17 protein-coding genes and 3 pseudogenes are annotated in these 22,861 nt (G+C 65.1%); 5 read left to right on the top strand and 15 right to left on the bottom strand.

Going from position 1 to position 22,861, the window contains the following annotated elements:
- Window positions 1–82 precede the first annotated feature (82 nt).
- Window positions 83–2,887 (bottom strand): sensor domain-containing phosphodiesterase, encoded by a 2,805-nt coding sequence (locus LN139_RS08250; protein WP_236359479.1) that lies wholly within the window; start codon window positions 2,885–2,887, stop codon window positions 83–85.
- Window positions 2,888–3,472: 585 nt separating this feature from the next.
- Here LN139_RS08250 and LN139_RS08245 point away from each other — a divergent pair.
- Window positions 3,473–3,802 (top strand): hypothetical protein, encoded by a 330-nt coding sequence (locus tag LN139_RS08245; RefSeq protein ID WP_236360330.1) that lies wholly within the window; start codon window positions 3,473–3,475, stop codon window positions 3,800–3,802.
- A gap of 145 nt (window positions 3,803–3,947) precedes the next feature.
- The gene (locus LN139_RS08240; protein ID WP_236359478.1) at window positions 3,948–4,178 is read left to right on the top strand and encodes a hypothetical protein; all 231 of its coding nucleotides are present in this window, start codon (window positions 3,948–3,950) and stop codon (window positions 4,176–4,178) included.
- A 70-nt stretch (window positions 4,179–4,248) separates the two neighbouring features.
- Here LN139_RS08240 and LN139_RS08235 read toward each other — a convergent pair whose 3' ends face one another.
- Together LN139_RS08235 and cyoB are read right to left on the bottom strand one after the other, a co-directional pair.
- Window positions 4,249–6,102, bottom strand: coding sequence for an ABC transporter ATP-binding protein (locus LN139_RS08235; RefSeq protein ID WP_236359477.1), 1,854 nt, complete (start codon window positions 6,100–6,102; stop codon window positions 4,249–4,251).
- A 91-nt stretch (window positions 6,103–6,193) separates the two neighbouring features.
- A complete protein-coding gene (gene cyoB, locus LN139_RS08230; RefSeq protein ID WP_236359476.1) occupies window positions 6,194–8,161 on the bottom strand; it encodes a cytochrome o ubiquinol oxidase subunit I in 1,968 nt (655 codons plus the stop codon).
- Window positions 8,162–8,346: 185 nt separating this feature from the next.
- Between cyoB and mapR the strand changes: the two are divergent.
- Both mapR and LN139_RS08220 read left to right on the top strand, forming a co-directional pair.
- A pseudogene (gene mapR, locus LN139_RS08225) lies at window positions 8,347–9,764 on the top strand (GntR family transcriptional regulator MpaR).
- Between the two features lie 101 nt (window positions 9,765–9,865).
- Window positions 9,866–11,005 (top strand): tyramine oxidase subunit B, encoded by a 1,140-nt coding sequence (locus LN139_RS08220; RefSeq protein WP_236359475.1) that lies wholly within the window; start codon window positions 9,866–9,868, stop codon window positions 11,003–11,005.
- A 128-nt stretch (window positions 11,006–11,133) separates the two neighbouring features.
- On the opposite strand, the gene LN139_RS08215 is transcribed toward LN139_RS08220, so the two are convergent.
- The 4 genes from LN139_RS08215 to LN139_RS08200 form a co-directional block, all read right to left on the bottom strand.
- The gene (locus LN139_RS08215; protein WP_236359474.1) at window positions 11,134–12,138 is read right to left on the bottom strand and encodes a helix-turn-helix domain-containing protein; all 1,005 of its coding nucleotides are present in this window, start codon (window positions 12,136–12,138) and stop codon (window positions 11,134–11,136) included.
- 61 nt (window positions 12,139–12,199) lie between these two features.
- Window positions 12,200–13,516: a hypothetical protein gene (locus LN139_RS08210; protein ID WP_442964394.1), complete on the bottom strand. Its 1,317-nt coding sequence runs from the start codon at window positions 13,514–13,516 to the stop codon at window positions 12,200–12,202.
- A gap of 216 nt (window positions 13,517–13,732) precedes the next feature.
- Entirely contained in the window at window positions 13,733–14,269 is a 537-nt protein-coding gene (locus tag LN139_RS08205) for a nuclear transport factor 2 family protein (RefSeq protein ID WP_236359473.1), read from the bottom strand.
- Window positions 14,270–14,291: 22 nt separating this feature from the next.
- Window positions 14,292–15,407: an amidase family protein gene (locus tag LN139_RS08200; RefSeq protein WP_236359472.1), complete on the bottom strand. Its 1,116-nt coding sequence runs from the start codon at window positions 15,405–15,407 to the stop codon at window positions 14,292–14,294.
- Window positions 15,408–15,566: 159 nt separating this feature from the next.
- On the opposite strand from LN139_RS08200, the gene LN139_RS08195 reads away from it, so the two are divergent.
- The gene (locus tag LN139_RS08195) at window positions 15,567–16,043 is read left to right on the top strand and encodes a MarR family winged helix-turn-helix transcriptional regulator (protein WP_236359471.1); all 477 of its coding nucleotides are present in this window, start codon (window positions 15,567–15,569) and stop codon (window positions 16,041–16,043) included.
- Window positions 16,044–16,060: 17 nt separating this feature from the next.
- Here the strand turns inward: LN139_RS08195 and LN139_RS08190 are convergent, their stop codons facing one another.
- The 8 genes and pseudogenes from LN139_RS08190 to catA form a co-directional block, all read right to left on the bottom strand.
- Window positions 16,061–16,558 (bottom strand): flavin reductase, encoded by a 498-nt coding sequence (locus LN139_RS08190; RefSeq protein ID WP_236359470.1) that lies wholly within the window; start codon window positions 16,556–16,558, stop codon window positions 16,061–16,063.
- Between the two features lie 11 nt (window positions 16,559–16,569).
- Window positions 16,570–17,528, bottom strand: a pseudogene (locus LN139_RS08185) (PDR/VanB family oxidoreductase).
- Between the two features lie 21 nt (window positions 17,529–17,549).
- Window positions 17,550–18,290, bottom strand: coding sequence for an SDR family NAD(P)-dependent oxidoreductase (locus LN139_RS08180; protein ID WP_236359469.1), 741 nt, complete (start codon window positions 18,288–18,290; stop codon window positions 17,550–17,552).
- A gap of 11 nt (window positions 18,291–18,301) precedes the next feature.
- A complete protein-coding gene (locus tag LN139_RS08175) occupies window positions 18,302–18,778 on the bottom strand; it encodes an aromatic-ring-hydroxylating dioxygenase subunit beta (RefSeq protein WP_236359468.1) in 477 nt (158 codons plus the stop codon).
- A 15-nt stretch (window positions 18,779–18,793) separates the two neighbouring features.
- Window positions 18,794–20,068 carry an aromatic ring-hydroxylating oxygenase subunit alpha gene (locus LN139_RS08170; protein WP_236359467.1) on the bottom strand — a complete coding sequence of 425 codons (1,275 nt, stop codon included), beginning with the start codon at window positions 20,066–20,068 and terminating at the stop codon, window positions 18,794–18,796.
- Window positions 20,069–20,160: 92 nt separating this feature from the next.
- Window positions 20,161–20,522 (bottom strand): annotated as a pseudogene (locus LN139_RS08165) (IacB protein).
- Between the two features lie 17 nt (window positions 20,523–20,539).
- On the bottom strand, window positions 20,540–21,694 hold the full coding sequence (gene iacA / locus LN139_RS08160; protein WP_236360325.1) for an indole-3-acetate monooxygenase: 1,155 nt from the start codon (window positions 21,692–21,694) through the stop codon (window positions 20,540–20,542).
- 72 nt (window positions 21,695–21,766) lie between these two features.
- The gene (catA, locus tag LN139_RS08155) at window positions 21,767–22,702 is read right to left on the bottom strand and encodes a catechol 1,2-dioxygenase (RefSeq protein WP_236359466.1); all 936 of its coding nucleotides are present in this window, start codon (window positions 22,700–22,702) and stop codon (window positions 21,767–21,769) included.
- Between the last annotated feature and the right edge of the window lie 159 nt (window positions 22,703–22,861).

Genomic DNA, 22,861 nt, shown 5'->3' with positions numbered 1-22,861 from the left:
CAGTGCCGTTATCTCCACTGGACCTGCAAGCCTCGCCAACCCTTCAGTCGACCTGACCAACGGCAACCCCAGGCGCGCTCGCTCAGGCCAGCCCTTCCCACAACGGGTGCGCCAGCAAGTCGGCCAGCGCCAGTGGCCTTGCCATGTGATACCCCTGCGCCTGCCCGGCGCCGATATCGCGCAGCAGGTTCAGCGCTGCCTGGTCCTCGACCCCTTCGGCCACCACCGACAGGCCCAGCGATTCGGCCATGCGCACGATGGCCCGAACGATCGCCCGGCTGCGGTTACTGCCGGTGAGTTCGAGGATGAAGGACTTGTCGATCTTGAGCCCCGTGAAGTGGAACTGGTGCACATAGCTCAAGGACGAAAAGCCCGCACCAAAGTCATCCAGCACCACCGACATGCCATGCTCGGCCAGTTGCAGCATGGCCTGGCGTGCCCGCTCCGGCTCCGCCACCAGCGCGCCTTCGGTCAGTTCCAGGCAGATGCGGTGCGGCGCCACATCGAAGCTGGCAAGCAGCTCGAGCACCTCGCCGGCAAATTCGGGGCGGGTGATGCTGTAGGCCGAGCAATTGACATGCACGGTCGGCCAGTGCTCATGGGCGGGGTTGGCCAGCAACTGCGCCACGCTGCGCAGCATGTAATGATCCAGCCGGCCGATCAGGCGCAGGCCCTCCAGTGCAGGCAGGAAGGCGCCCGGCGCGAGAATCCGGCCATCGGCCTGACGCCAGCGGATCAGCGCTTCGAGCGCCACCAGCTTGCCGCTGGCCACGTCGATGATCGGCTGGAAGAACGGCACCAGCTCATCGTCGCGTTTGAGCGCGTTGCGCAAGGCGCTTTCACGCTCCAACTGGTCTGACACCTCGCGGCGCAGCACCTGGTTGAACACCGCAAAGCTGTCCCGCCCGGCATTCTTGACCCGGTACATCGCGGCGTCGGCGTCGCGCAGCAGGTCCGAGGGTTCCCGGTGGAATTGCTCATCGGCGTTGACCACGCCCACACTGCAAGACGAAAACACCGCCTGCCCGTCCAGGTGAAACGGCAGGTCGAACGCCGCCAGAATGCGCTCGGCGATGCTCACCGCCACCTCCACCGGTGCCTCGGGCGCCAGCACCGCGAACTCGTCGCCGCCCAGGCGCGCAAGCAGGTCGCCTTCGCGCAGGCAACTGCGCAAACGGGCAGCGGCGGCCATCAGCAGCAAGTCGCCAAAATGGTGGCCGCGGCTGTCGTTGATCAGCTTGAAGCGGTCCAGGTCCAGAAACATCACCGCCAGTGGCCGGCCGTCGCGGCGGTACTGCTCCCATTCCCACTCCAGCCGCTGCTGCAGGTGCGCACGGTTGGGCAGGCCTGTGAGCGAGTCGTGGATGTTCTCATGCAGCAGCTGGGCATTGGCCAGGTCCAGTTCGCGGGTGCGGTCCTGCACGCGGGCTTCCAGGCGCAGGTTGGCCTGGTGGATGGCTTCGGCGGCGCTGCGCCGGGCCAGGGCCGTGTCAATGTGCCTGGAGACGAAGGTGAGCAGCTCCTGATCGCGCAGGCTGTAGCGCACATCCGAAATGTAGCTCTGCACCACCAGCACGCCCCGCACCACCGCATCGGAGAACAGCGGAATGCCCAGCCACGACTGCGAGCGCACCGGCTCGTTGGTGGTCTGGATCTCGCCGCTGTCCATCAGGTCGGTGGCGTCTTCGTAGTCGATCAGGCAGGGGCGGCGCTGGCGAATCACGTATTCGGTCAGCCCACGTCGGCCGCGGCGCGGTGCTGGGCGGCGGGTGACTTGCTCGTCGATGTAGTACGGGAAGGTGACCTCGGCGGTTTCAGGGTCGTACTGGGCGATGTAGAAATTGCGCGCGTAAAGCAGCTCGCCAACGATGGCATGAAGCTGCGGGAACAACTGGGTCACATCACCTGGCTGGCTCGACAGCTCGGCAATCTGGAACAGCGCCGCCTGCAAGTGTTCGGCACGTTCGCGTTCGGCGACCTGCTGACGCAGGGTTTCATTGAGGCGGGTGAGCTCGCGGGTACGTTCGGCGACCATTTCCTCCAGATGTGCGCGATGCAGGATGCGGTCCAGCGCCAGCGCCACGTGCCGCGCCACCACCAGAAACAGCGCGCGGTCCTCAGCGCTGTACACGCGCTCGGGCTGGTACACCTGCATGGCGATCATGCCGAACACCTGGTCGGCGGCGTTTTTCAGCGGCGCGCCCATCCAGAATTCCGGCACATGGCCAAGGCAGTAGAACCGCCCGGTCTCGCCTGCGCGATGAATGTCCTGCTGAGTCACCAGCAGCGGCTGGCCGCTGGTGAGCACCAGGCCGGTCATCGACAGGCGTTCGGGGTTAAGGCTTTCACGGCCGTCGTTTTCCAGGGCCTCATCGTCAGTGGTGTCGACGTAGTACGGATAGCTGATCGCCTGGGTACGGCTGTCGTACAGCGCCAGGTAAAAGTTTTCCGCATCGATCAGGGTGCCCAGCTCCTGGTGCAGGCGCACCATGAACGTCGCCCTGTCGCGCACGGAGGTTGCCAGGTGGCTGATGCTGTAGAGCACGCGCTGGGTGTGCTGGGCGCGCGCCAACGCCTGGCTTTGCAGGCACAGGCCCAGGCGCTGGGCGAGTGCCGCCAGGGTCAGGGAGCCGGACAGCGCGCGCGGTGCCAGCAACCAGCCCAGTTCGGTTTCACCGTGGCCGGTGGCCCAGCGGTGCAGGTTCCAGGCCCGGCAGAAGGCATCGAGCGCGCCATCGTCGAGCGTGGGCGGCCAGCCGAACGGGGCGCTGCCCTGCCCCGCCAGTTGCAGATGCTCGCCTACCCGGTAAAAACCCCATTGCTGGTCATGACCCGCCAGTGCGGCCTGCCTCAATACTTGGTCGAGGTCTCGCGGGGACAACTCCATGTGCGCTCCAGGCAGGTGTTTCTGAAATATTCCGACATCATCGTTTCAGCCACTTACCAATAGCAAGAGGCCACAGCATTTGTGCCTCCAAGCGGTCGGCCACTGCGTCGCTGCCGAGTGTGCCGAGTGCGGCCGGAGCATGCTCAGTCCAGATCATGCAGGTGTCAGCGGCAAGGCTGAAGCGGCAGGATTGTCGGACACTCAGGCAATATGTAGTCCTTTAGAATTAACACTACAAAATGTGTTGACGGGGCATCTTTCCTTTTGCATGATGCAGCCATCTCCCTGATCGGGAGCGCTGGCAACAGCGGTCTGATTGCCTGGCAAGCCGCCAGGCTCTTCGTTAGTGTGCTGCCCACAAGGCAGATTGATGAACTGACCCGCAAAGCGCCGCACAGGCGTGGCGCGCAGGCTGGAACTTGTCAAGCTGCCGGGCGGCGTTCCTTATCGCCTCCCCTGCTGATTCCCCTCCTGAGCGTTGCTGTGCCCGGCGTTTGCTTGTAGCGGCCATAAGCATCCACTACACGAACAGCCCGCTGGACGAACTTGGATAACAGATCGATCGATACGAGGTGAATCATGACGCTGAACCTGAACCAACAACCGACCGTCGATGACCTGGCCCGTCTTTTCGCCGCCCGCCGGGATAGCCATGACAGCCACATCCTCTGGGTGTGCGCCGAGGGCAACGTACACATCGAAGCCATGACCCCGCACACCTGCGAGGAGCAGTTCGAGCAGCATCGCCCCCACATGCGCACCCGCCTTCGGGTGTACCGCCGGGGTGCAGGCTACGTCGGCAAGCGCGCCGCAGCCGACCGGGAGTTCATCGGCAACGTGCTGAGCACCTTGACCCGCAGCTGGCAGCAGAACCGCCATCACGCCGGGGTCAAGGTACTCGACCAGTACTGCTGAGCCCTGCGCCCGTACAGCCTCCCCCGGCTGTGCGGGCGTCTTTTTCCACGATTGCGCCGACGAGGCGCACGGCACAGTTTTCTAGATGGGCTAGCGTGAAAAAACAGTCTAATGACAGGCTGGCATTTGAAAAAGGAAACCACCCATGCGCAAGACGCTTCTGACCCTCGCCACTGCCCTGCTGCTCGGCGCCACCACCGCCCCGATGGCCTTCGCCGAAAACGAGCTTGAAAAGGGCGTGAACCACGACGCCAAGGAAATCGACAAAGGCGCCAAGCACGACGCCAAAGAAGTCGACAAGGGCGCCAAGCATGATGACGCCGAGCGGCACAAGGCCGACAAACACGTCGACAAGGAGGTCAAGAAAGACCTCTGAGCATTGGAACATCAAGGTGCGCGGGCCTGCCAGAGGGCCCACGCACTTGCTTTGCTCCGCCCTCAGGCGATCAGCCGCCCGCGTCCACCAACCCCTGATCCTCACCCAGAAAGCCGCCGCTCTGGTGCCGCCACAGCTGCGCATAGGCACCGTTGAGCGCCAGCAGCTGTGCGTGGGTGCCCTGCTCGATGATGCGGCCCTGGTCCATCACGATCAGCCGGTCCATGGCCGCGATGGTCGAGAGGCGGTGAGCGATAGCAATCACCGTCTTGCCTTGCATCATTTCATCCAGGCTCTCCTGGATCGCCACTTCGGCTTCGGAGTCCAGCGCGCTGGTGGCCTCATCCAGCAGCAGGATCGGGGCGTTTTTCAGCATCACCCGGGCGATCGCCACGCGCTGGCGCTGGCCCCCGGAGAGCTTGATGCCCCGTTCGCCCACCAGGGTGTCGTAGCCGGTGTGCCCATCGCGGTCGCTCAACTGGCGGATGAAGCCGTCGGCCTGGGCATTGGCGGCAGCCGCCTGGATTTGCGCATCGGTGGCATCCGGGCGGCCGTAGGCGATGTTGTCGCGGATCGAGCGGTGCAGCAGCGAGGTGTCCTGGGTCACCATGCCGATGGCTGCGCGCAGGCTGTCCTGGGTGACCTTGGCGATGTCCTGGCCATCGATGCGGATGTGCCCGCTGTCCAGGTCGTAGAAGCGCAGCAGCAAGTTGATCAGCGTCGACTTGCCAGCCCCCGAGCGGCCGACCAGGCCGATCTTCTCGCCCGGGCGAATGGCCAGGCTCAGGCCGTCGAGCACCTGCCGCTCGCCGCCATAGTTGAAGCTGACGTTGTCGAACACCACTTCGCCGCCTGCGGTGTCGAGCTCTTTCGCACCGGGCGCATCGAGGATCTTCGGCCCGTGGGTCAGGGTCGACATGCCGTCCTGCACCGTGCCGATGTTTTCGAACAGCGAGGTCATCTGCCACATGATCCAGTGCGACATGCCGTTGATGCGCAAGGCCATCGCGGTGATCGCCGCCACCGCACCGGCACCGACCTCGCCCTGGTGCCACAGCCACAACGCATAGCCACCGCCGCCCATGATCACGCCGACCACCAGCGCCTCGTTGACGATCTCGAACTGGCTGACCAGGCGCATCTGCCTGAAGCCGGTGTTCTTGAAGTCTTCCATCGCCGCCCGGGCAAAATGCGCCTCGCGCTTGGAGTGGGAGAACAGCTTGACCGTGGTGATGTTGGTGTAGGCGTCCGACACGCGGCCGGTCATCGACGAGCGCGCGTGCGCCTGCTCTTCACCCACCTTGCCCAGGCGCGGCACGAACCAGCGCAGGGCCAGGCCGAACAACACCACCCAGGCCAGGAACGGCAGCATCAGGCGCCAGTCGAAGCCCCCGGCCAGGGCGATGATGGCGATGAAGTACACACCGATGCCGGGCACGATCTCGATCAGGGTGAACAGCACGTCGCGCACCGCCAGCGCGGTCTGCATCACCTTGGTGGTAACGCGCCCGGAGAACTCGTCGGAGAAGAACGACAGGCTCTGCCGGAGCATCAACCGGTGGAAGTCCCAGCGCAGCCGCAGCGGCAGGTTGATCGCCAGCACCTGGTGCTGAACCATGGTGCGCAGCGCCACCAGGCCGATGCTTGCCATCAGCACCAGGCCGATGGTCCAGAGCACCCGGCGTTCCTGCTCGGCGCCCGCGCCGCCGGCTTGCCAGGCGGCCAGCGAGTCGACCACCTGCCCCAGGAACGAGAACAGCCAGGCTTCGTAGATGGAAACCGCTGCGCTGAGCACCGCCATCGCCAGCACATAGCCGCGCGCACCGCGGGTGCAGGCCCAGAGAAAGCGCAGCAGCCCGACCGGTGGCGGCGGGATTTCATCAGGTGGAAAGGGGTCGAGCCGTCGTTCGAATGAACGGAGCATGAGGGCCTCCGAGGCAAACAGGATCGGCAATGGTGCCACCGAATGATTTCAATGGCACCCTCGCCCAACGCTATGACCCCGTTTCGCTCGGTTATGCTCCGAGGCGTTTGGCGGCGGCCTGGCGCTCGATGCGCTCGATGTCTTCGACCGGCACGTAGTAGCCCTGGTCGTCGCGCGCAGCATGGCAAACGAACACGCCGATGGTCGCAGCCAGTGCAGCCAGGGCCAGCCACCAGATATGCCAGATCATCGCAAAGCCCAGCAGTGCGCTGCCAACCCCCATCAACAGGCCGGTGGCGGTGTTGTTGGGCATGTGGATCGGACGGTAGCGGGTTGGCCGGGTTGCGCCTTGCTGCTTGATCGCGTGCCAGGCATCGAGCCCGTGTACCTTGGGCACTACCGCGAAGTTATAGAACGGTGCAGGCGAAGCCGTGGCCCATTCCAGCGTGCGGCCGTCCCACGGGTCGCCGGTGAGGTCGCGGTTGGCGTAGCGCTGGCGGTAGCTGACATACAGCTGGATCAACTGGCAGGCGATGCCGAAGGCGATCAGCACCGCGCCGGCCATGGCCACGTGCAGCCAGGGCGTCCACAGCGGGTTGTCGGTGTGGTTCAGGCGCCGCGTCATGCCCATGAAGCCCAGCGCATACAGCGGCATGAAGGCCAGGAAGAACCCCACCGACCAGAACGCGATGGCAGCCTTGCCCCAGCTCTCCACCAGCTTGAAGCCGAAGACTTTGGGGAACCAGTAGGTCATGCCGGCCAGGTAGCCGAACACCGCCCCGCCGATGATCACGTTGTGAAAGTGCGCGACCACGAACAGGCTGTTGTGCAGCACGAAGTCAGCGCCCGGCACCGCCAGCAGCACGCCGGTCATGCCACCGAGGCTGAAGATCACCATGAAGCTCAGCGTCCACCAGATCGGTGTGGTGAAACGCAGGCGGCCGCGATAAATGGTGAAGAGCCAGTTGAACAGCTTCGCCCCGGTGGGGATGGAAATCACCGTGGTGGCGATGCCGAAGAAGGCGTTGACGTTGGCGCCCGAGCCCATGGTGAAGAAGTGGTGCAGCCACACCATGAAGCCCAGGAAGGTGATCGCGCCACTGGCGTAGATCATCGAGCGGTGGCCGAACAGCGCCTTGCCGGCGAAGGTCGACACCACCTCCGAATACACCCCGAATGCCGGCAGCACCAGGATGTACACCTCCGGGTGGCCCCAGGCCCAGAACAGGTTCACGTACATCATGGGGTTGCCGCCCAGGTCGTTGGTGAACAGGTGGAAGCCCAGGTAGCGGTCCAGCGTGAGCATGAACAGCGCAGCGGTGAGGATCGGGAAAGAGCTGACGATCAGCACGTTGGCCCAGGTGCAGGTCCAGGTGAAGATCGGCATGTCCATCAGCTTCATGCCCGGCGCGCGCATCTTCAGCACCGTCACCAGAAAGTTGACCCCGGTGAGGGTGGTGCCGATGCCGGAGATCTGCAGCGCCCAGATGTAGTAGTCCACCCCCACGCCCGGGCTGTAGCCCAGCTCCGAAAGCGGCGGGTAGGCGATCCAGCCGGTCTTGGCGAACTCCCCTACACCCAGCGACAGGTTCACCAGCACAGCGCCGGCCACCAGCAGCCAGAAGCTCAGCGAGTTGAGGAACGGGAAGGCGACGTCGCGTGCGCCCAGTTGCAGCGGCACCACGATGTTCATCAGGCCGGTGAAGAACGGCATGGCCATGAAGATGATCATGATCACGCCGTGGGCGGTGAAGATCTGGTCGTAGTGTTCAGGCGGCAGGTAGCCGGGCTGACCTTCGGTGGCCAGCGCCAGCTGGCTGCGCATCATGATGGCATCGGCGAAGCCACGCAGCAGCATCACCAGCGCGACGATGATGTACATCACGCCTATGCGCTTGTGGTCCACCGAGGTCAGCCACTCGTGCCACAGGTAACCCCATTTCCTGTACCAGGTCAGTGCCGCCACCAGGGCTGCGCCCAGCAGTGCGACACAGGCCAGCGTGACCATGACGATAGGCTCGTGCCATGGCACCGCCTCCCAACTGAGTTTTCCGAACATCTGCATTCCCCGGCGGCAAGCTGGCCGCCCATGATTCAGAGGCGGGCGCATGATGAACCACAAGGCTTGATCTGTTCAGATCCAGATATCTCCAAAAAAAACGGATCAGTTCGTTTTCTGCTCAATCATTATTGGCGAATTCATGATCCGCTATACTGCACGCACTTTGCGAAAGGACGGATCAGATGCACAAGCTCAAGCGCTATGAAAAGCTCGCCGATGAAATCTCCGCGCTGATCCGCCAAGGGGTACTGGCCCCGAATGATCGCATTCCTTCGGTGCGCCAGGCCTGCCAGGCCTACAGCGTGAGCCCGGCCACGGTGTTCAAGGCCTATTACCTGCTCGAAGACCGCGGCCTGATCCAGGCACGCGAGCGCTCGGGTTATTACGTGCGTGAGCACGTGCGCCAGCCATTGGCTGAACCTGCCATGCAGGCGCGCCAGCCGGGTGCCACCGAGGTGGACGTCAGCGAGCTGGTGTTCTCCGTGCTCGGCTCGCTGCGCAATCCGCACACGGTGCCGTTCGGTTCGGCCTTTCCCAGTGCCGACCTGTTCCCCCTCGCCCGCCTGGCTCGCTCCATGGGCCAGAGCCTGCGCCAGCTCTCGCCCCACGCCATCATCGCCGACCAGACCGACGGCAACCCGGAACTGAAGCGCCAGATCGCCCTGCGCTACATGGTCAGCGGCGTGCTGCTGCCGATGGAGGAGCTGGTCATCACCACCGGCGCCATGGAGGCGTTGAACCTGTGCCTGCAAGCGGTCACCGAGCCGGGCGACCTGGTGGCCATCGAGGCGCCGGCCTTCTATGCCTGCCTGCAGGTGCTGGAGCGGCTCAAGCTCAAAGCGGTGGAGATGCCGGTTCACCCGCGCGACGGCATCGACCTGGGCAGCCTCGAGCACAGCCTGGCGAACCTGCCGATCAAGGCGTGCTGGTTCATGAGCAGCTTCCAGAACCCCATCGGCGCTAGCCTCTCCGAGGCCAGCAAACAGCGCCTGAGCGACCTGCTGCACCAGCACCAGGTGCCGCTGATCGAGGATGACGTGTACGCCGAGCTGCATTACGGCTTTCAGCCCCCTCGCCCGCTCAAGAGCTATGACACCCAGGGCCTGTTCATGCACTGCGGCTCGTTCTCGAAATGCCTGGCACCCGGTTACCGGGTGGGCTGGGTCGCTGGCGGCCGATACACCCAGAAAATCGCCCAGCTCAAGCTGATGACCACCATTTCGCCCTCGGTGCCCACCCAGGCTGCGATCGCCGACTACCTGCAACACGGCGGCTTCGACCGCCACCTGCGCAAGCTCCGCCAGGCGCTGGAGCAGCAACAGCAGGCGATGCTGGCAGCGGCAGCGCGGCATTTCCCCGAGAGCACGCGAGTGACGCGGCCGGAGGGCGGGTACTTCTGTGGTTCGAATTCCCCGAACAGGTGGACTCGCTGAAGTTGTTCCAACTGGCGTTGGCGCAAGGCATCAGCCTGGCGCCGGGGCCGATCTTTTCCGCGCAGCGGGCGTTCCGCCACTGCGCGCGGCTGAACCACGGGCACCCCTGGGGGCCGAGTTCGGAGAAGGCGATGGAGGTGCTGGGGCAGATCGTCCGGTCGTTCTGATGCACCGCTGGTGAGGGCGCTCGATATGGGATAGCCGCTGCAGTGGGGCCTGCCTACCATCGAAAGGCAAGCCCCTTTGCCCTCACCCTGCGAGCACCGCCATGACCCTGAACACAAGAATCGACTTCATCTACCTGTCCGAGCAGGACATGATCCGCGCCGGTGTCACCGACATGCTCGCCTGTGTGAACACCATGGAGGCGATGTTCGGCCTGCTGTACCAGGGCGACTACCGCATGGCCGGCCCCAACAACGATTCCCACGGCGCCATGGTGCTGTTCCCGGAACACTCGCCGTTTCCCAACATGCCCAAGCCCACCGCCGACCGCCGCCTGATGGCGATGCCGGCGTACCTGGGCGGCAGCTTCGGCACCGCCGGGGTGAAATGGTATGGCTCCAACATCGCCAACCGTGAGAAAGGCCTGCCACGCTCGATCCTGATGTTCACCTTGAGCGACGTCGACACCGGCGCGCCGCTGGCGCACATGTCGGCCAATCTGCTCTCGGCCTATCGCACCGGCGCGATTCCCGGCGTCGGCGCACGCCACCTGGCGCGCGAAGGTTCCAGCGTGGTCGGCCTGCTGGGCCCGGGCGTGATGGGCAAGACCACCCTGGCTGCGTTCATGGCCACCTGCCCCGCCATCGACACCCTCAAGCTCAAAGGCCGCGGCAGCCGAGGCCTGGAAGACTTCATCGGCTGGGTGCAGGCCACCTACCCGCAGATCACCGAAATATCGGTGGTCGAAAGCGTCGAGGAGGTGGTGCGCGGTTCGGACCTGGTCACCTACTGTACCTCGGGCGAAACCGGCGACCCTGCTACCTACCCGCTGGTCAAGCGCGAGTGGGTCAAGCCCGGCGCGTTCCTGGCGATGCCGGCGGGCTGCAACATCGATGAGGGCATGGAACGGGCCGATGTGCGCAAGGTGCTCGACAACACCGGCCTCTACCACGCCTGGTACGAAGAGCTGCCCAAGCCTGCGCACAAATATGTGCCGGTGATCGGTGTGCGCTTCATGGACATGCTTGCCGAGGGCAAGCTCAAGCCGGAGCAGCTGGAGGACATCGGCAAGATCGTCAGTGGCGATGCGCCGGGGCGATTGAACGATGAGGAGATCATCATCATGTCGGTCGGTGGCATGCCGGTGGAGGATGTGGCCTGGGGGACGGTGGTGTACCGCAAGGCGTTGGAATTGGGGGTCGGGGTGAAGCTGAACCTGTGGGAAACGCCGGTGCTCAAGTAGTCATAGGCCCTCCGGCTTGCTGGCCGCAGCGTCGCCCGTTACACGGCGTCCGTTACACGGCGTCCGTTACACGGCGTCCGGCAAGCCGGCCTCCCACTTGAGAGTCTCCATCCACTTGGCAGGCTCCGCTAACTCGGCAGATGCCACTGAGCCTGAGGTGGGAGGCCGGCTTGCCGGGCGCCGCGTTGCATCGAACGCGGCGTCCGCGACGGGTGCTCGCCAAAAAGCGCCTTGTACGCCCCCGAAAAATGCCCCAGGTGGCTGAAACCAAGGTCACTGGCCACCTCGGCGACGGTGAACTGCCCCGCGCAGGTTCGGCGCAGCCGGCGGCGGGCGGCGTTCAGGCGCACGGCGCGCAGGTACTCCACTGGGCGCAGGCCGGTTACGCTTTGGAAACTGCGCTGCAAAGTGCTGCGGCTGACATTCAGGCGCTGGCAGATGTCCATCACCGAGAGTGGCTCGTCCAGGCAATCCAGCGCCAGTTGCTGGCTTCGCCGGACCAGATAGGCGCTCACGGCGAAATTTGCGCCGCGTTCGCTGCCGCGCTCCAGCGCGGTGTCCAGCAGCACCAGCATGGCCTCGAGCGCCAGCGCTTCCAGTGGTGCTTCGGCCTGGGTGTCGCCGGCCAGCGCTGCGTCCATCAGCGTTTCCAGTTGCCTGCGCAACCCGCTGACGAAATGCGGAGCCACGTTCAGGCGGGTGCTGTGCGACAGCTGCCGCAGCTGCGCCTCGGTCACTTCACGACCGGCGAAAGCCTCCAGCCGCTCCACGTCCATGGTGATGCCGAGCAGGTCCATGCCCTCGGCGGACTGCACGGAAAATTCCTGGCCACCGTGCAGAACAGTGACACTTTCACCGCCCACCCGCTTGCCCTGGAAAACACCCGGGGCCTCGCTGCACGACGGCAACCCGAGGCACAGCCGGCTGCGGGGCGCGGCACCGCGTTGTACGACGCGTTTGTCCAGTGTTTCGTGGAAGATCTGGAACCGCTCTGCGGTAAGGTGTTTGAGGGTGGTACGGGCGTGCCCGGCACTGAGCTGGTCGTAGGTCTGCTGCCACCCCACCAGCGAGCGAGCATGCACGTCCACATCGTCGAAGCAGATTTGCTGGGCCAACATGGGAGGTGCACTCATCGGTTGCTCCATGACGCTCCGTGCCCTGCAAACTGCGCGCCAGCAGGGCAAAGCGCGGCGGTCAGAACGGTACGGCCACCGTCACCTGGCTGTAGACGTTGGTGCCGCTGCCGGCGCTCTGCGAGCCGCCCTCGGCTGCCGAGTGGTCTGGCCGGTACAGGCCCAGCAGCGGCGTGACGATCAGGTGCGGCGACACTGCCCATTCCACGTACAGGTCGAGCTCGCGGGCATCGAGGTTCACACTCTGCCGGTTGCCCTGGGTGCGGAAGTCGAAGAACAGCGCGCCCAGGGTCACGTTCTCGACCGGGTTGGCCTTGAGCGCGAAGTGAGTGACGCCGGTGTTGCTGTTGAACGGGCCGGCGTAATTGGCCGCGACTTCGCCCTGAAACCAGGTGCCGTAGCCGCTGCTGAAGCCGGTGAAGAGCATGTCCCAGTTCTGCGAATAGCGGGTGTAGCGCGCGGTCAGGCTTGGTGCCCAGAGCACCTGGCTGAACTGGTAGCCGGCTTGCAGGTACCAGGCGGTTTCCTGATCGCCATGGCTGTTCTGCACGGCGTACTCGAAGGCAAAGTTGGCATCCGGGATACCGGCGCTGCCATCGCCCCGCACGCTGTAGGTGTTCATTCCCTCGCGGCGCTTGAGCGCCTCCGTGGCCCAGGGCTCGTCAACACTGATGCCGTGCACCCAGTTGAAGCCCAGCGTGCCGGCTGGCCGCGTGTACTCCAGCGCCGCAACGCCCATTTCGGTATTGGCCTGGGCATGATTGTCGGATTTGAGCCACGCGCCGGTGCCGTGCCAGCCTTCGTTGCCACCGATTCGCACCACGGCAGTGCGGTCGAAGGCATGGCGTGCCCCCAGGTAATACGCGCCGCCACGGTTGTAACCGCGCGCACCGCCGTTCTTGCCCAGGTTAAGGCCGTCGTCGACGATCAGAAAACCCTGCCCGAGCTTGAACCCCTGCCGGCCCACTGAGATGTCGAGCCCGTCATGGCCCAGCCACCCCAGGCTGTCGCCGGAGCGCCAGCCCAGGTAGGCGTCCTCGATCTTGGTAGTGCGCTCGCTGCCATCGGTGAAGTTGCCGGCATCGCCGTCGCCCCAGGTGCCCGATGACACCATGGCAAAACCGCTGTAGGCGCTGCCCTGCTCACCCAGTGTGGTGTCGGCCTTGATGCCGTACTTGATGAAGGCCTCGCGCCAGTGCCGGCCGCCCTGCAGGCCGTTGTAGCCCTGGCGGCTGTTGAACATGCCGTAGGCCGCCAGGCCTTCGACACTGACATGGGTATCGGCGGTTTCATACACAGGGATCGCCTGACTTGCCGGTGAAAACCCGGCCATTGCCAGGGAGGCGGCCAGGGTGCCGAGGGTGATTCGTGGGTTCATGGCTCGTGCCTTTGGGGGATTGGGCGAACGCCAGCCAGCCGCGCTGCGCCGCAGCTCGCAAGGGGAGCCACCGCAAGTGGATACGCTCATATTGTTATACCTGTTGTATGAGGCAGCTTTTGCGAGAGAAAAGCCGCACCTCTGAACCGGTGGCGGCGAATTATTGTTATAGGGTGAATCCAGGGTTTCGATGCTAGGCCGCTGCGTTGCATGCGGCTATCCCGAATTGGTCGCTATTCGGGCCCCGCCTGGGACCGGCAATTGCGCCTCGCTGTTCCATGCCGCGACAGGCCGGCTGAACAGGTTCTCGGTCTGGAAATGCGCGATGCGCCAGCGCTGCTCTTCGAACGCAAAGGCCACCGACAACCGCGCGGCGTTCATGTGCGAAGCGCCGCTGGCAAAGGTGCTGGCCTGCAGCATGATCCAGCTGCCGGTCACCCGTTCACCGTCCACCTCGATCAGCTCGCTGGTGAGAAAGTGCACGTTCAACGCAAAGTGCGCAGGCTCGGTCATGTAGGTGGCGAACATCTGCGCAATGGCCTCGCGCCCGCGGTAGCCGCCGAAGCTGCCGGCATAGCGGGCGCCCTTGCCTTCCCACACGGCGTTGTGGGTGAACAATTGCGCCAGTTCGTCCAGCGGCGTGCCGGCATTCAACTGGTCGCACAGCGCCATGTAGCGGTTCATGCAGGCACGTGCAGCTTGCTGGGCTTCCAGGTCGTGCAGGCGTTGTTGCAACTGGGCGATATCGGCCATGGGGGATGCTCCAGGGTTGGGATCAAGCGCCATGAAGGGCCGCCAGCAAGCGAGCAGCGATGGCCAGCAGCGCCTCGTCAGCGCCTTCGGCACCGACCAATTGCAAGCCCACCGGCAACCCCGCGGGGCTGGCCAGCGGAATCGTCAGCGCCGGGTGCCCGGAGAGGTTGAACGGCCGCACCAGCGCGGTCATGCCCAGCACCGCGCGGGTGTCGGCGGCCTCTTCGAGCCTGAGCGGAAAGTCGGGCATGGTCGGCAACGCCAGCACCTCACAGTGGCCCAGCACCGCATCGACCTGCGCGCTGAAGCGCTCGCGCACCTGCTCGGCCTCAGCCAGTGCCGCGTCAGTGACCTGGCCTGCGGCCGCAAGCCTGGCCGCCACATCCGCCCCGACCTTGCCCGAGGCGAGCAGGCCCTCGCAGGCCTGGTAGGTCTCGCGGTTGATGATCACCATCGCCGCGTTGTAGGCCGCAGGCATCAGGTCGAGCGTTATGGGAGCAACCGGCGCCCCTGACGCCTGCACCGCCGCATCGACCACCGCCTGCACCGCATCACTGGCGGCCACCCTCACCTGCCCGATGCGAATCTCTGATGGCGCGATGGTGCTGCCGAAGCTGGGGTCGATGATGCGCATGGCCTGCACAAGCCCCGGCAGCGTTGCCGCCAGCGGCCCCGCACAATCGAGCGTGCTGTGCGCGGGCATCACCCCCTGCCGGCTCACTCGCCCGAAAGTCGGCTTGAAGCCGAACACCCCGCAGCAGCAGGCCGGAATGCGCACCGAGCCGCCGGTGTCGGTGCCCAGGCTGAAGTCCACCAGCCCCGCAGCCACGGCTGCCGCCGAGCCACTGGAGGAGCCACCTGGAATGCGCCCGGGGTAGCGCGGGTTGGGCGCGGTGCCGGTGTGATGGTTGATGCCGGTGGTGCCGAAGGCCAGCTCGTGCAGGCCGGTTTTGCCGACCAGGTGGCAGCCGGCGTCCAGCAGGCGTTGCACAACCTCGGCATTCGCCGCCGCAGCTGGTGCATCGGCCAGGGCAGCACTGGAGGCGCGGGTCGGCACCCCGGCCACGTCCAGCGTGTCCTTGACCATGACCACAAGGCCCGGGCCGCCGAGGTCGAGCGCTTCTACCACTATCGTCATCGCAGAGCCTTCCGATTTGGTTGAATTATCAAATGACATGTCATCTATTCAGCCCGCCTTCAAATGCCCGTTTCATAGGCTTTACGGTGCTCACGAGGGCTTCGCACCGCGCTATAAAACTCCTATGCTTACGGCACTTTTTCCAGCTGCCGAAACCTCATGAGCCCTACAAGAAAACGCCAGAGCCGCTACGACCCCGCCAGCGAAGACTTCCGCAAGGAAGACTTCCCCTTCTACTGGCTTGCCCGCGTTCATGGGCAGTACATGCACAACATGGAACGCCTGCTCAAGAAGGTCGACCTCGACGTGCCGCGCTGGCGGGTGCTGTGGATCCTCAACGAGAACGGGCAGTCGAGCATCTCCGAGATCTCCACCCACGCCATCGCCAAGCTCTCCACCATCACCAAGATCGTCTACCGCATGAAGGACGACGGCCTGGTGAGCACCGCCACCAGCACCGAAGACGCCCGGGTCACCCAGGTGAGCATCACCCCGTTGGGCCTTGAGACCATCGAGCGCATGCAGGGCGTAACTCACGGGCTGTTCCAGCGCAGCTTCACCGGCCTCACCGAAGCGCAGATCCAGCGCCTGAACGGCATGCTCGAAACGGTCTTCCACAACCTCGAAAACCTCTGACCCGCCCCGCGAAGGCCTCAACAGGCCTTCGAGGCATCGCCCAAGCGGTGGTAGGCGCGGTTGAAATACACCAATCCCTCGGCCGCGCCTCCCTGGCGAATGCCCTGGATCTGGCAATAGAAAATGCTGTGCGAGCCCACCTCATGCACCTGGGCGATGCGGCAGTCGAAGTTGACCAGCGCCTCCAGCATCACCGGCGCGCCGCTTTCCAGCGTGGTCCAGGCGGTGGCAGCGAAGCGCTCCTGCATGGCCAGGTGTTTGTTGGCAAACGCCCCGGACAGTTCGCTGTGGGTGCCGGCCAGCACGTTCACGCACAGCACCCCATTGGCCTTGAACGGCTCGTTGGAGTTGGAGTTGCGGTTCATGCACACCAGAAGCGTGGGCGGCGAATCGGTGACGCTGCACACCGCCGAGGCGGTGAAGCCGAAGCGGCCACGGGGGCCGTCGGTGGTAATCACCGATACGGCGCCGCCGAGCAGGGCCATTGCATTGCGAAAGCTGCTGACATCCACCACGGTCGTTCTCCTCAAATATCCAGCACGAGCTTTTTCGACTTGGCCCGCGAGCAACACACCAGCATCTGGTCGTTGGCGGCCTTTTCTTCGTCGGTCAGGTAAACGTCCCGGTGGTCGGGCTCGCCTTCGAGCACATCGCACAGGCAGGTGCCGCACACCCCTTGCTCGCAGGAGATGTCGATCTTGATGCCCACCGAGGCCAGCGCATCGAGGATGGTCTGGCCCTCGGCGACCTGCACCACCTTGCCGCTGCGCGCGGCGACGACTTCGAAGCCCTGCCCGCTGGCGTCCGCCTCCACCTGGAAGTACTCCTTGTGGATGTGCTCTTCGCTATAGCCCTGGGCACGAGCACCTGCGATCACCCATTCCATGAAGCCACCGGGCCCGCAGGTGTAGAGGTGAACACCGGCTTCGCCCTGGCCCAGCACCTTGGCAAGGTCCAGTGTTTGCGCCTCACCTTCGTCGTCGAAATGGGTGAACACCTTGCCGGCGAAAGGCGCGCGCTCAAGCTCTGCCAAGAACGCACTGCGGCTGCGCGAGCGCCCGCAGTAATGCAGCTCGAAGGCTTCGCCACGCTGCTCCAGCGCATAGGCCATGGCGATCATCGGGGTAATGCCGATGCCACCCCCAGCAGCAGCGTGCGCCGTGCGCCGCTGGCCAACGGGAACAGATTGCGCGGCAGGCTGATCTGCAACTGCCGGCCTTCGAGCAAGGTGTCGTGCACGCCCACCGAGCCGCCGCGCGAGGCCGGGTCTTTCAATACGCCCAGCCGATACAGGCTGGCGTCGGCGGGGTCGCTGCACAACGAGTACTGGCGCACCAGGCCAGGGGCGATGTGGATGTCCACATGGGCACCGGCATCGAACAGCGGCAACGCGCTGCCGTCCGCGCGGGCAAGATCGAGCACGACGACACCGTCGCCTTGCAGGTCGCGCTTGCGCACCACCACATCCAAGAGTTCTTCACGCATGGCACATTCCCTCCTTCGGGGTCAGCGCATGAACAGCCCGCCGTTCACGTCCCAGGTCGCCCCGGTGGTGAAGTAGGCTTCGGGCCGGGCCAGTTGCACGATCAGGTCGCCGAGAAAATCCGCATCGCCCAGGCGCTGCACCGGAATGTTCGCCAGCAGGCTTTCAAGCCTGGGCGGCGGCACCGCAGCGCGCACCGCAGGCGAGTCGATCGGGCCCGGGGCGATGGCGTTGACCGTCACACCGCGCGCGGCGAATTCCTTGGCGAAGATTTTCGTCAGGGTCACGATGGCGCCCTTGCTTGCCGCGTAATGGGCGCCGGTGGCGGTGCCGCCGTTCTGCCCGGCAAGCGACGCCAGGTTGATGATGCGGCCGTAGCCTTGCTCGGCCAGGTACGCGCCCAGCACCTGGCAGCCGAGGAACACGCTGCGCAGGTTGAGCCCCACCACTTCATCGAATTCCTCGGGAGTGATCTGCATCAGCGGCGTGGTTTTGGTCACCGCCGCGTTGTTGACCACCACCTGCAGCCCGCCGAAGCGCTCCAGCACCTGGGCCAGGGCGCTGTCGAAGTCTGCCTTGCTGCTGACATCCAGCTTCACGGCCAGGGTGCGTTCACCGGCAGGGTCGAGCTGGCGCACAGCCGCTTGCGCCGCTTGCAGGTCGCGGTCGCTGAACACCACCTGGTAGCCTGCCTCCAGCAGGCGCGCGCCGAAACGCAGGCCCAGCCCGTGCCCGGCCCCGGTCACCAACGCGATCGAGTTCATGCTCGCCCCCTTCACAGGATGTAGCCGATGCCGGCCAGGGCATCGTCGCTGTTGATCAGGCTCACCACCTTGCGCTGGATCCTGAAGCTGCCTTCGCTGCGCACCAGCTCATAGGTGAGGTCGGCGGTGTAGTGCCTGAGGGTTTCCTTGCGGAACTCGCGCAGGTTCTGCGCCGCGCGCACGCTCAGGTTCATGCCGTCGTCAGCGAGCACGCGGATGCGCGACAGGGTGCGCACGGTACGCGGCTGCGGGCTGGTGGAGATCGACTCGCCACCGGTGAGCCGCTGCACGCGCAACTCGCGCATGTGGTGGTCATCGTAGGCGTAGTTCAGGGTGTTCTCGAAATCCGTCGCACGCGGGTCGATGGGGATGATGTATGTGCCCTTGGCGGCCCACAGCGCTAGCCAGGTGCTGTACTCGCCGTGGTCGAGCATGTCGCCTTCGGCCCAGAGGAAGGCGGTCACTTCTTGAAGCAGGTGCAAGTTCATAAGGTTCTCCGCCGGTTACGCCGTCATCATCTTTTTCCATTGCTGGTAGGCCGCGCGCATGCCGGTTTCGGCACTCACGTCGGACACCCGGCCGTCTTCGCTCGGGCGCTCGCCCGGCAGCCCGCGGTTGAGCATGATCCAGAGGCTTTCACCGGCCTTGGCGCCCTTCTGCACACGCTCCCAGGCTTCGGAGTCGTCCGGAGTGCCAAAACCCATCGGCCCCTGGAAGTGCTCGTGCAGGCGCAGCCGGTAACGGTTGGCCGCCGCTGGGCCGCCGTCCAGGGTGATCACCGAATGGTGGATTTCGGTTTCATGCACCGAGATCGGCTGCAGCACCCGGAAAAACGCCATCGAGCAGGCAACGTTGGGGAACAGGTTGAGGTTGAAGCCGGTGCCGCCCACGGCACGCACGATCCGCCGCACTTGCTGTTCTTCGAGGCCTTCGTCGCGCAACTCGGCGGCCAGGGCTTCGAAGCGTTCGGGGACGGGCTTGTCCAGGTCCGCTTCCAGGTCGATCAGGTCGGGAATCATCACCATCACGCTGTGGCCGTTGCCCAGGTCTTCGACGTAGCCCGGGCCTTCGACGAAGTCGAACAGCGCCAGGGTCTGCTCGTCCACCGAGCTGAGAAAGCTCTTGTGCACCAGCGGGAAGTGATAGGCATCGGTGGTGTTTTCCAGCTGGATCTTCCAGTTGCCGGGGAAGCGGAAGCGATGCTCGCCCGGCACCTTGATGCCGTAGCCGGCGCCCTGCTTCATGAAAAGGTCCATCCACTTCTTCGCCGGGCCCAGAAAATCCACCAGTGGCTCGATGTCGTTTTTGAAGGTGGCGAAGATCATCCCGGCGTAGCTTTCAGTGCGCAGGCTCACCAGCGGCAGCTCGGCCTTGTCGATGCAGTCGCCGTAGCTCTCCGGGTGCGGGATACCGCGCAGCGAGCCGTCAAGGGCGTAGCCCCAGCCGTGATAAGGGCACACGAAGCTGGCGGTCTTGCCCTTCTTGTGCTCGCACACCGTGGCGCCACGGTGGCGGCAACGGTTGAGCAGCACGTGCACCTGCTTCTTGCGGTCGCGCACGGCGATCACCGGCTGCTTGCCGATGTAGCTGGTCTTGTAGCTGCCGGTGTCGGGGATTTCGCTGTCGTGGGCCACCCACACCCAGGTGCTGTAGAAAATCTTTGCCAACTCGGCATCGAACAGCGCCGGGTCGTTGTAGAGCGAGGTGTGCACGCGGTCGCTTTGCACCAGCTCGGCGGGGTCGGCCGGCAGCTCGATGGCGGGTATCAGGTTGCTCACGGTAACTCCTTGCCTGCCTCTTCAAAGGCGGGTCGGTCTTGCGCCGCGCGGCCAGGCGCGCAGCCAGTGATGGGGTGCAGGTGCCGTTGGGCTCAACTGCGCTGGATGATCAGCTCACGCCCTACACGGGCCTCGACCTTGGCGTAGCGCCACAGCCGGTATGGCCCCTCGCCCACCGCCGTGGTACGGAACAGGTTGCAGGCGGCGTGTACGGTGGCGATGTCGGGCACATCGGCCAGCAGGTAGGTGGTCCAGGGGAAGCCGTCGCTGGGCCCGACCATGCTCTGGTCGTCGTCCATGTTGCCCAGCACCTGCACGCCCGGCAGGTCGTGGATGCCGTTCCACATCGCGCTGAAGGCGCCCACACCTGCAGTTGCTCCTCGCGCGGGGCGTCGAAGAAGTTCTGGTTGATGCCCATGCAGAACAGCACGCGCAAGGTTTTTCGATCGCTCATCGTCTGGCTCCGGGTGGTCACAGATAGCCTGGGGTCGGCTGCTTGCCGAAGAACATCGCCCCGGCGTTTTGATAGGTCGCATCGCCCATGAAGGCGTGCTGGGTCACCACCTGCGCATCGTTCACGCAGCGCGCCAGCGGGCTTTGCTGGTAGATCCCGCTCATGCCCGAGAGCATCTGCACGCTGCGCGCTACCTCCGCGGCCACTCGGGTGGCGTGGGTCGACGACAACCGCAGCAGGTTGGTAACTTGCGCCGGCACCGGGCCACCGGCCAGGGCATGGTCCCAGGCCTGCTCGATGGCCTCGTAGAAGAACGCCCGTGCCGCGCGCAGGGCCGCTTCGCAGCGCGCCACTTCGGTTTGCGCCAGCGGGCGGTCGGCGATGGCTGGAGCGCCGGTCACCGAAATGCGCCCGCTGGCCATGGCGGCCAACTCGTCCAGCGCGGCGCGAGCCACACCCAGCCCCACTACCGACAGCACCTGGGTGGCCAACGACAGCGACGGGTAGCGAAACAGCGGCTCGTCCAGATGAGGTTCGCCGCCGCGCACGAAGGTCCAGTGGTCGGCGACGAACACGCCCTCGGCCACCAGATCATTGCTACCGGTGCCGAGCAGGCCCACGGTGTCCCAGGTCTGTTCGATGCGCACCTGATGGCTGGGCATTACCGCGATGCGCGGCAGGCCAGGCTGGTCGCCGGCCTTCGGCGCGATGCCGACACCGACGATGTCGGCGCACATCGAGCCACTGGAGTACTTCCAGCGCCCGCTGACCTTGAACCCGCCTGGCACGGTTTCAGCCGGTTGGGGCGGGAAGATGCCGGCAGCGAACACCGTGTCGGGGCTTTTGGCATACAACCCCTTGAGCGTGTCGACCGGCAGCGCCGCCAGGTATACCGGGCTCATGCCGAAACTGGCGACCCAGCCGGCCGAGCCGTCGGCATGGGAGATGCGCTCGATCATCTGGCAGAACTGCGCAGGTGAACACTGCAAGCCGCCAAAGCGAGCCGGCACCAGGGCGCGGTACACGCCATGGCGTTTGAAGGCGTCGATGACATCACGCGGGATATGCCGCTGGCGGTCGAATTCACCCTGCCGAGCGCGCTGGCGCACGCCCTCGAGCAGGGCTTCGAAGGACGGGCCTTCGGCCAGCGGCCAGGCAGGGCGGCTGCCGATACGGTAAGCGAATGCATAGGGGTTCTCCGTTCTCGATTCACGCAACGCCCGCCGTGGGCCCGCGTGGCTGGCTCAAGCGCTTTGCAAGGCTCGCGGGCGCAGGCTGCGCGCCTCGGCACTGGCATCAGTTGCGCTTTGCAGCTGGAAGTCGAAATCAAGCTGCGCGAAACGCTCGCCCTCCACCCCCCGAGCCTTGGCCTGGGCGGGGTCTTCGATGAACTCGAGCTCGCCGATCAGCCCGTCGCGAGTGGCGTAGGCGAAGTCGTCCCACAGGTACTGATCGCCGGCGAAGTTGATCTGGGTGGTGAGGTGGCGGTAGCCGGGCGCGGAGATGAAGAAGTGGATATGCGCAGGCCGGCGGCCATGGCGGCCCAGGTGATCGAGCACTTCCTGCGTGGTGCCGGCGGGCGGGCAGCCATAGCCGCTGGGCACAATGCTGCGCGCGCGGTAGCGGCCCTGTTCGTCGGTGAGGATGCGCCGGCGCAGGTTGAACGGCGCCTGGCTGGGGTCGAAGTACGAATAGGTGCCATGTGTGCTGGCGTGCCACACATCTACGGTTGCACCCGCCACAGGCTGACCATCGGCATCGGTGACGCGCCCTTGCAGGAACATCACCGTGCCGGGGTCGGTGCCGTCGTCCATGCGCGCCTCGCCCTCCGACAACGGCGCGCCGGCCACGTACAGCGGCCCTTCGATGGTGCGCGGGGTACCGCCGGTGAGGCCGGCCTGGGCGTCCTTTTCGTCCTGCAGCAGGTCGAGAAAGTGCTCCAGCCCAAGCCCTGCCACCAGCAAGCCAGCCTCCTGCCGGGTGCCCATGCGGTTGAGATAGTCCACGGCCTTCCAGAACTCGTCCGGGGTGATTTCCAGCTCCTCGATCAGCCGCGCGGTGTCTTGCAGGATGCGCAGCATGACCGCTTTGAGGCGCGGGCTGCCCTGGGCGTTGCCCTGGCCGCTGGCTTCTTCGAAAAACCTCTGCACCTCGCCGGTGTGGGCGATCTTCACGGTCATTGCGTTTACCTCGATTATTGTTGTCGTTGGGTGAACGAATCAGCGGGCGGCGGCCTTGCCTGGCCTTGTTTCAGCTGGCCACAAGCATGGCTCAGCCTCTTTTTTACGTCCAATATCAATTGAATATTCACGTATACCCACAAAGTATCACGCACCTGC

The sequence above is a fragment of the Pseudomonas sp. KNUC1026 genome, assembly GCF_021650705.1.
In the GTDB taxonomy this organism is placed as follows: domain Bacteria; phylum Pseudomonadota; class Gammaproteobacteria; order Pseudomonadales; family Pseudomonadaceae; genus Aquipseudomonas.
Note: the sequence above shows the minus strand (reverse complement) of the source record. Positions and strands in the feature narration are given on the sequence as shown.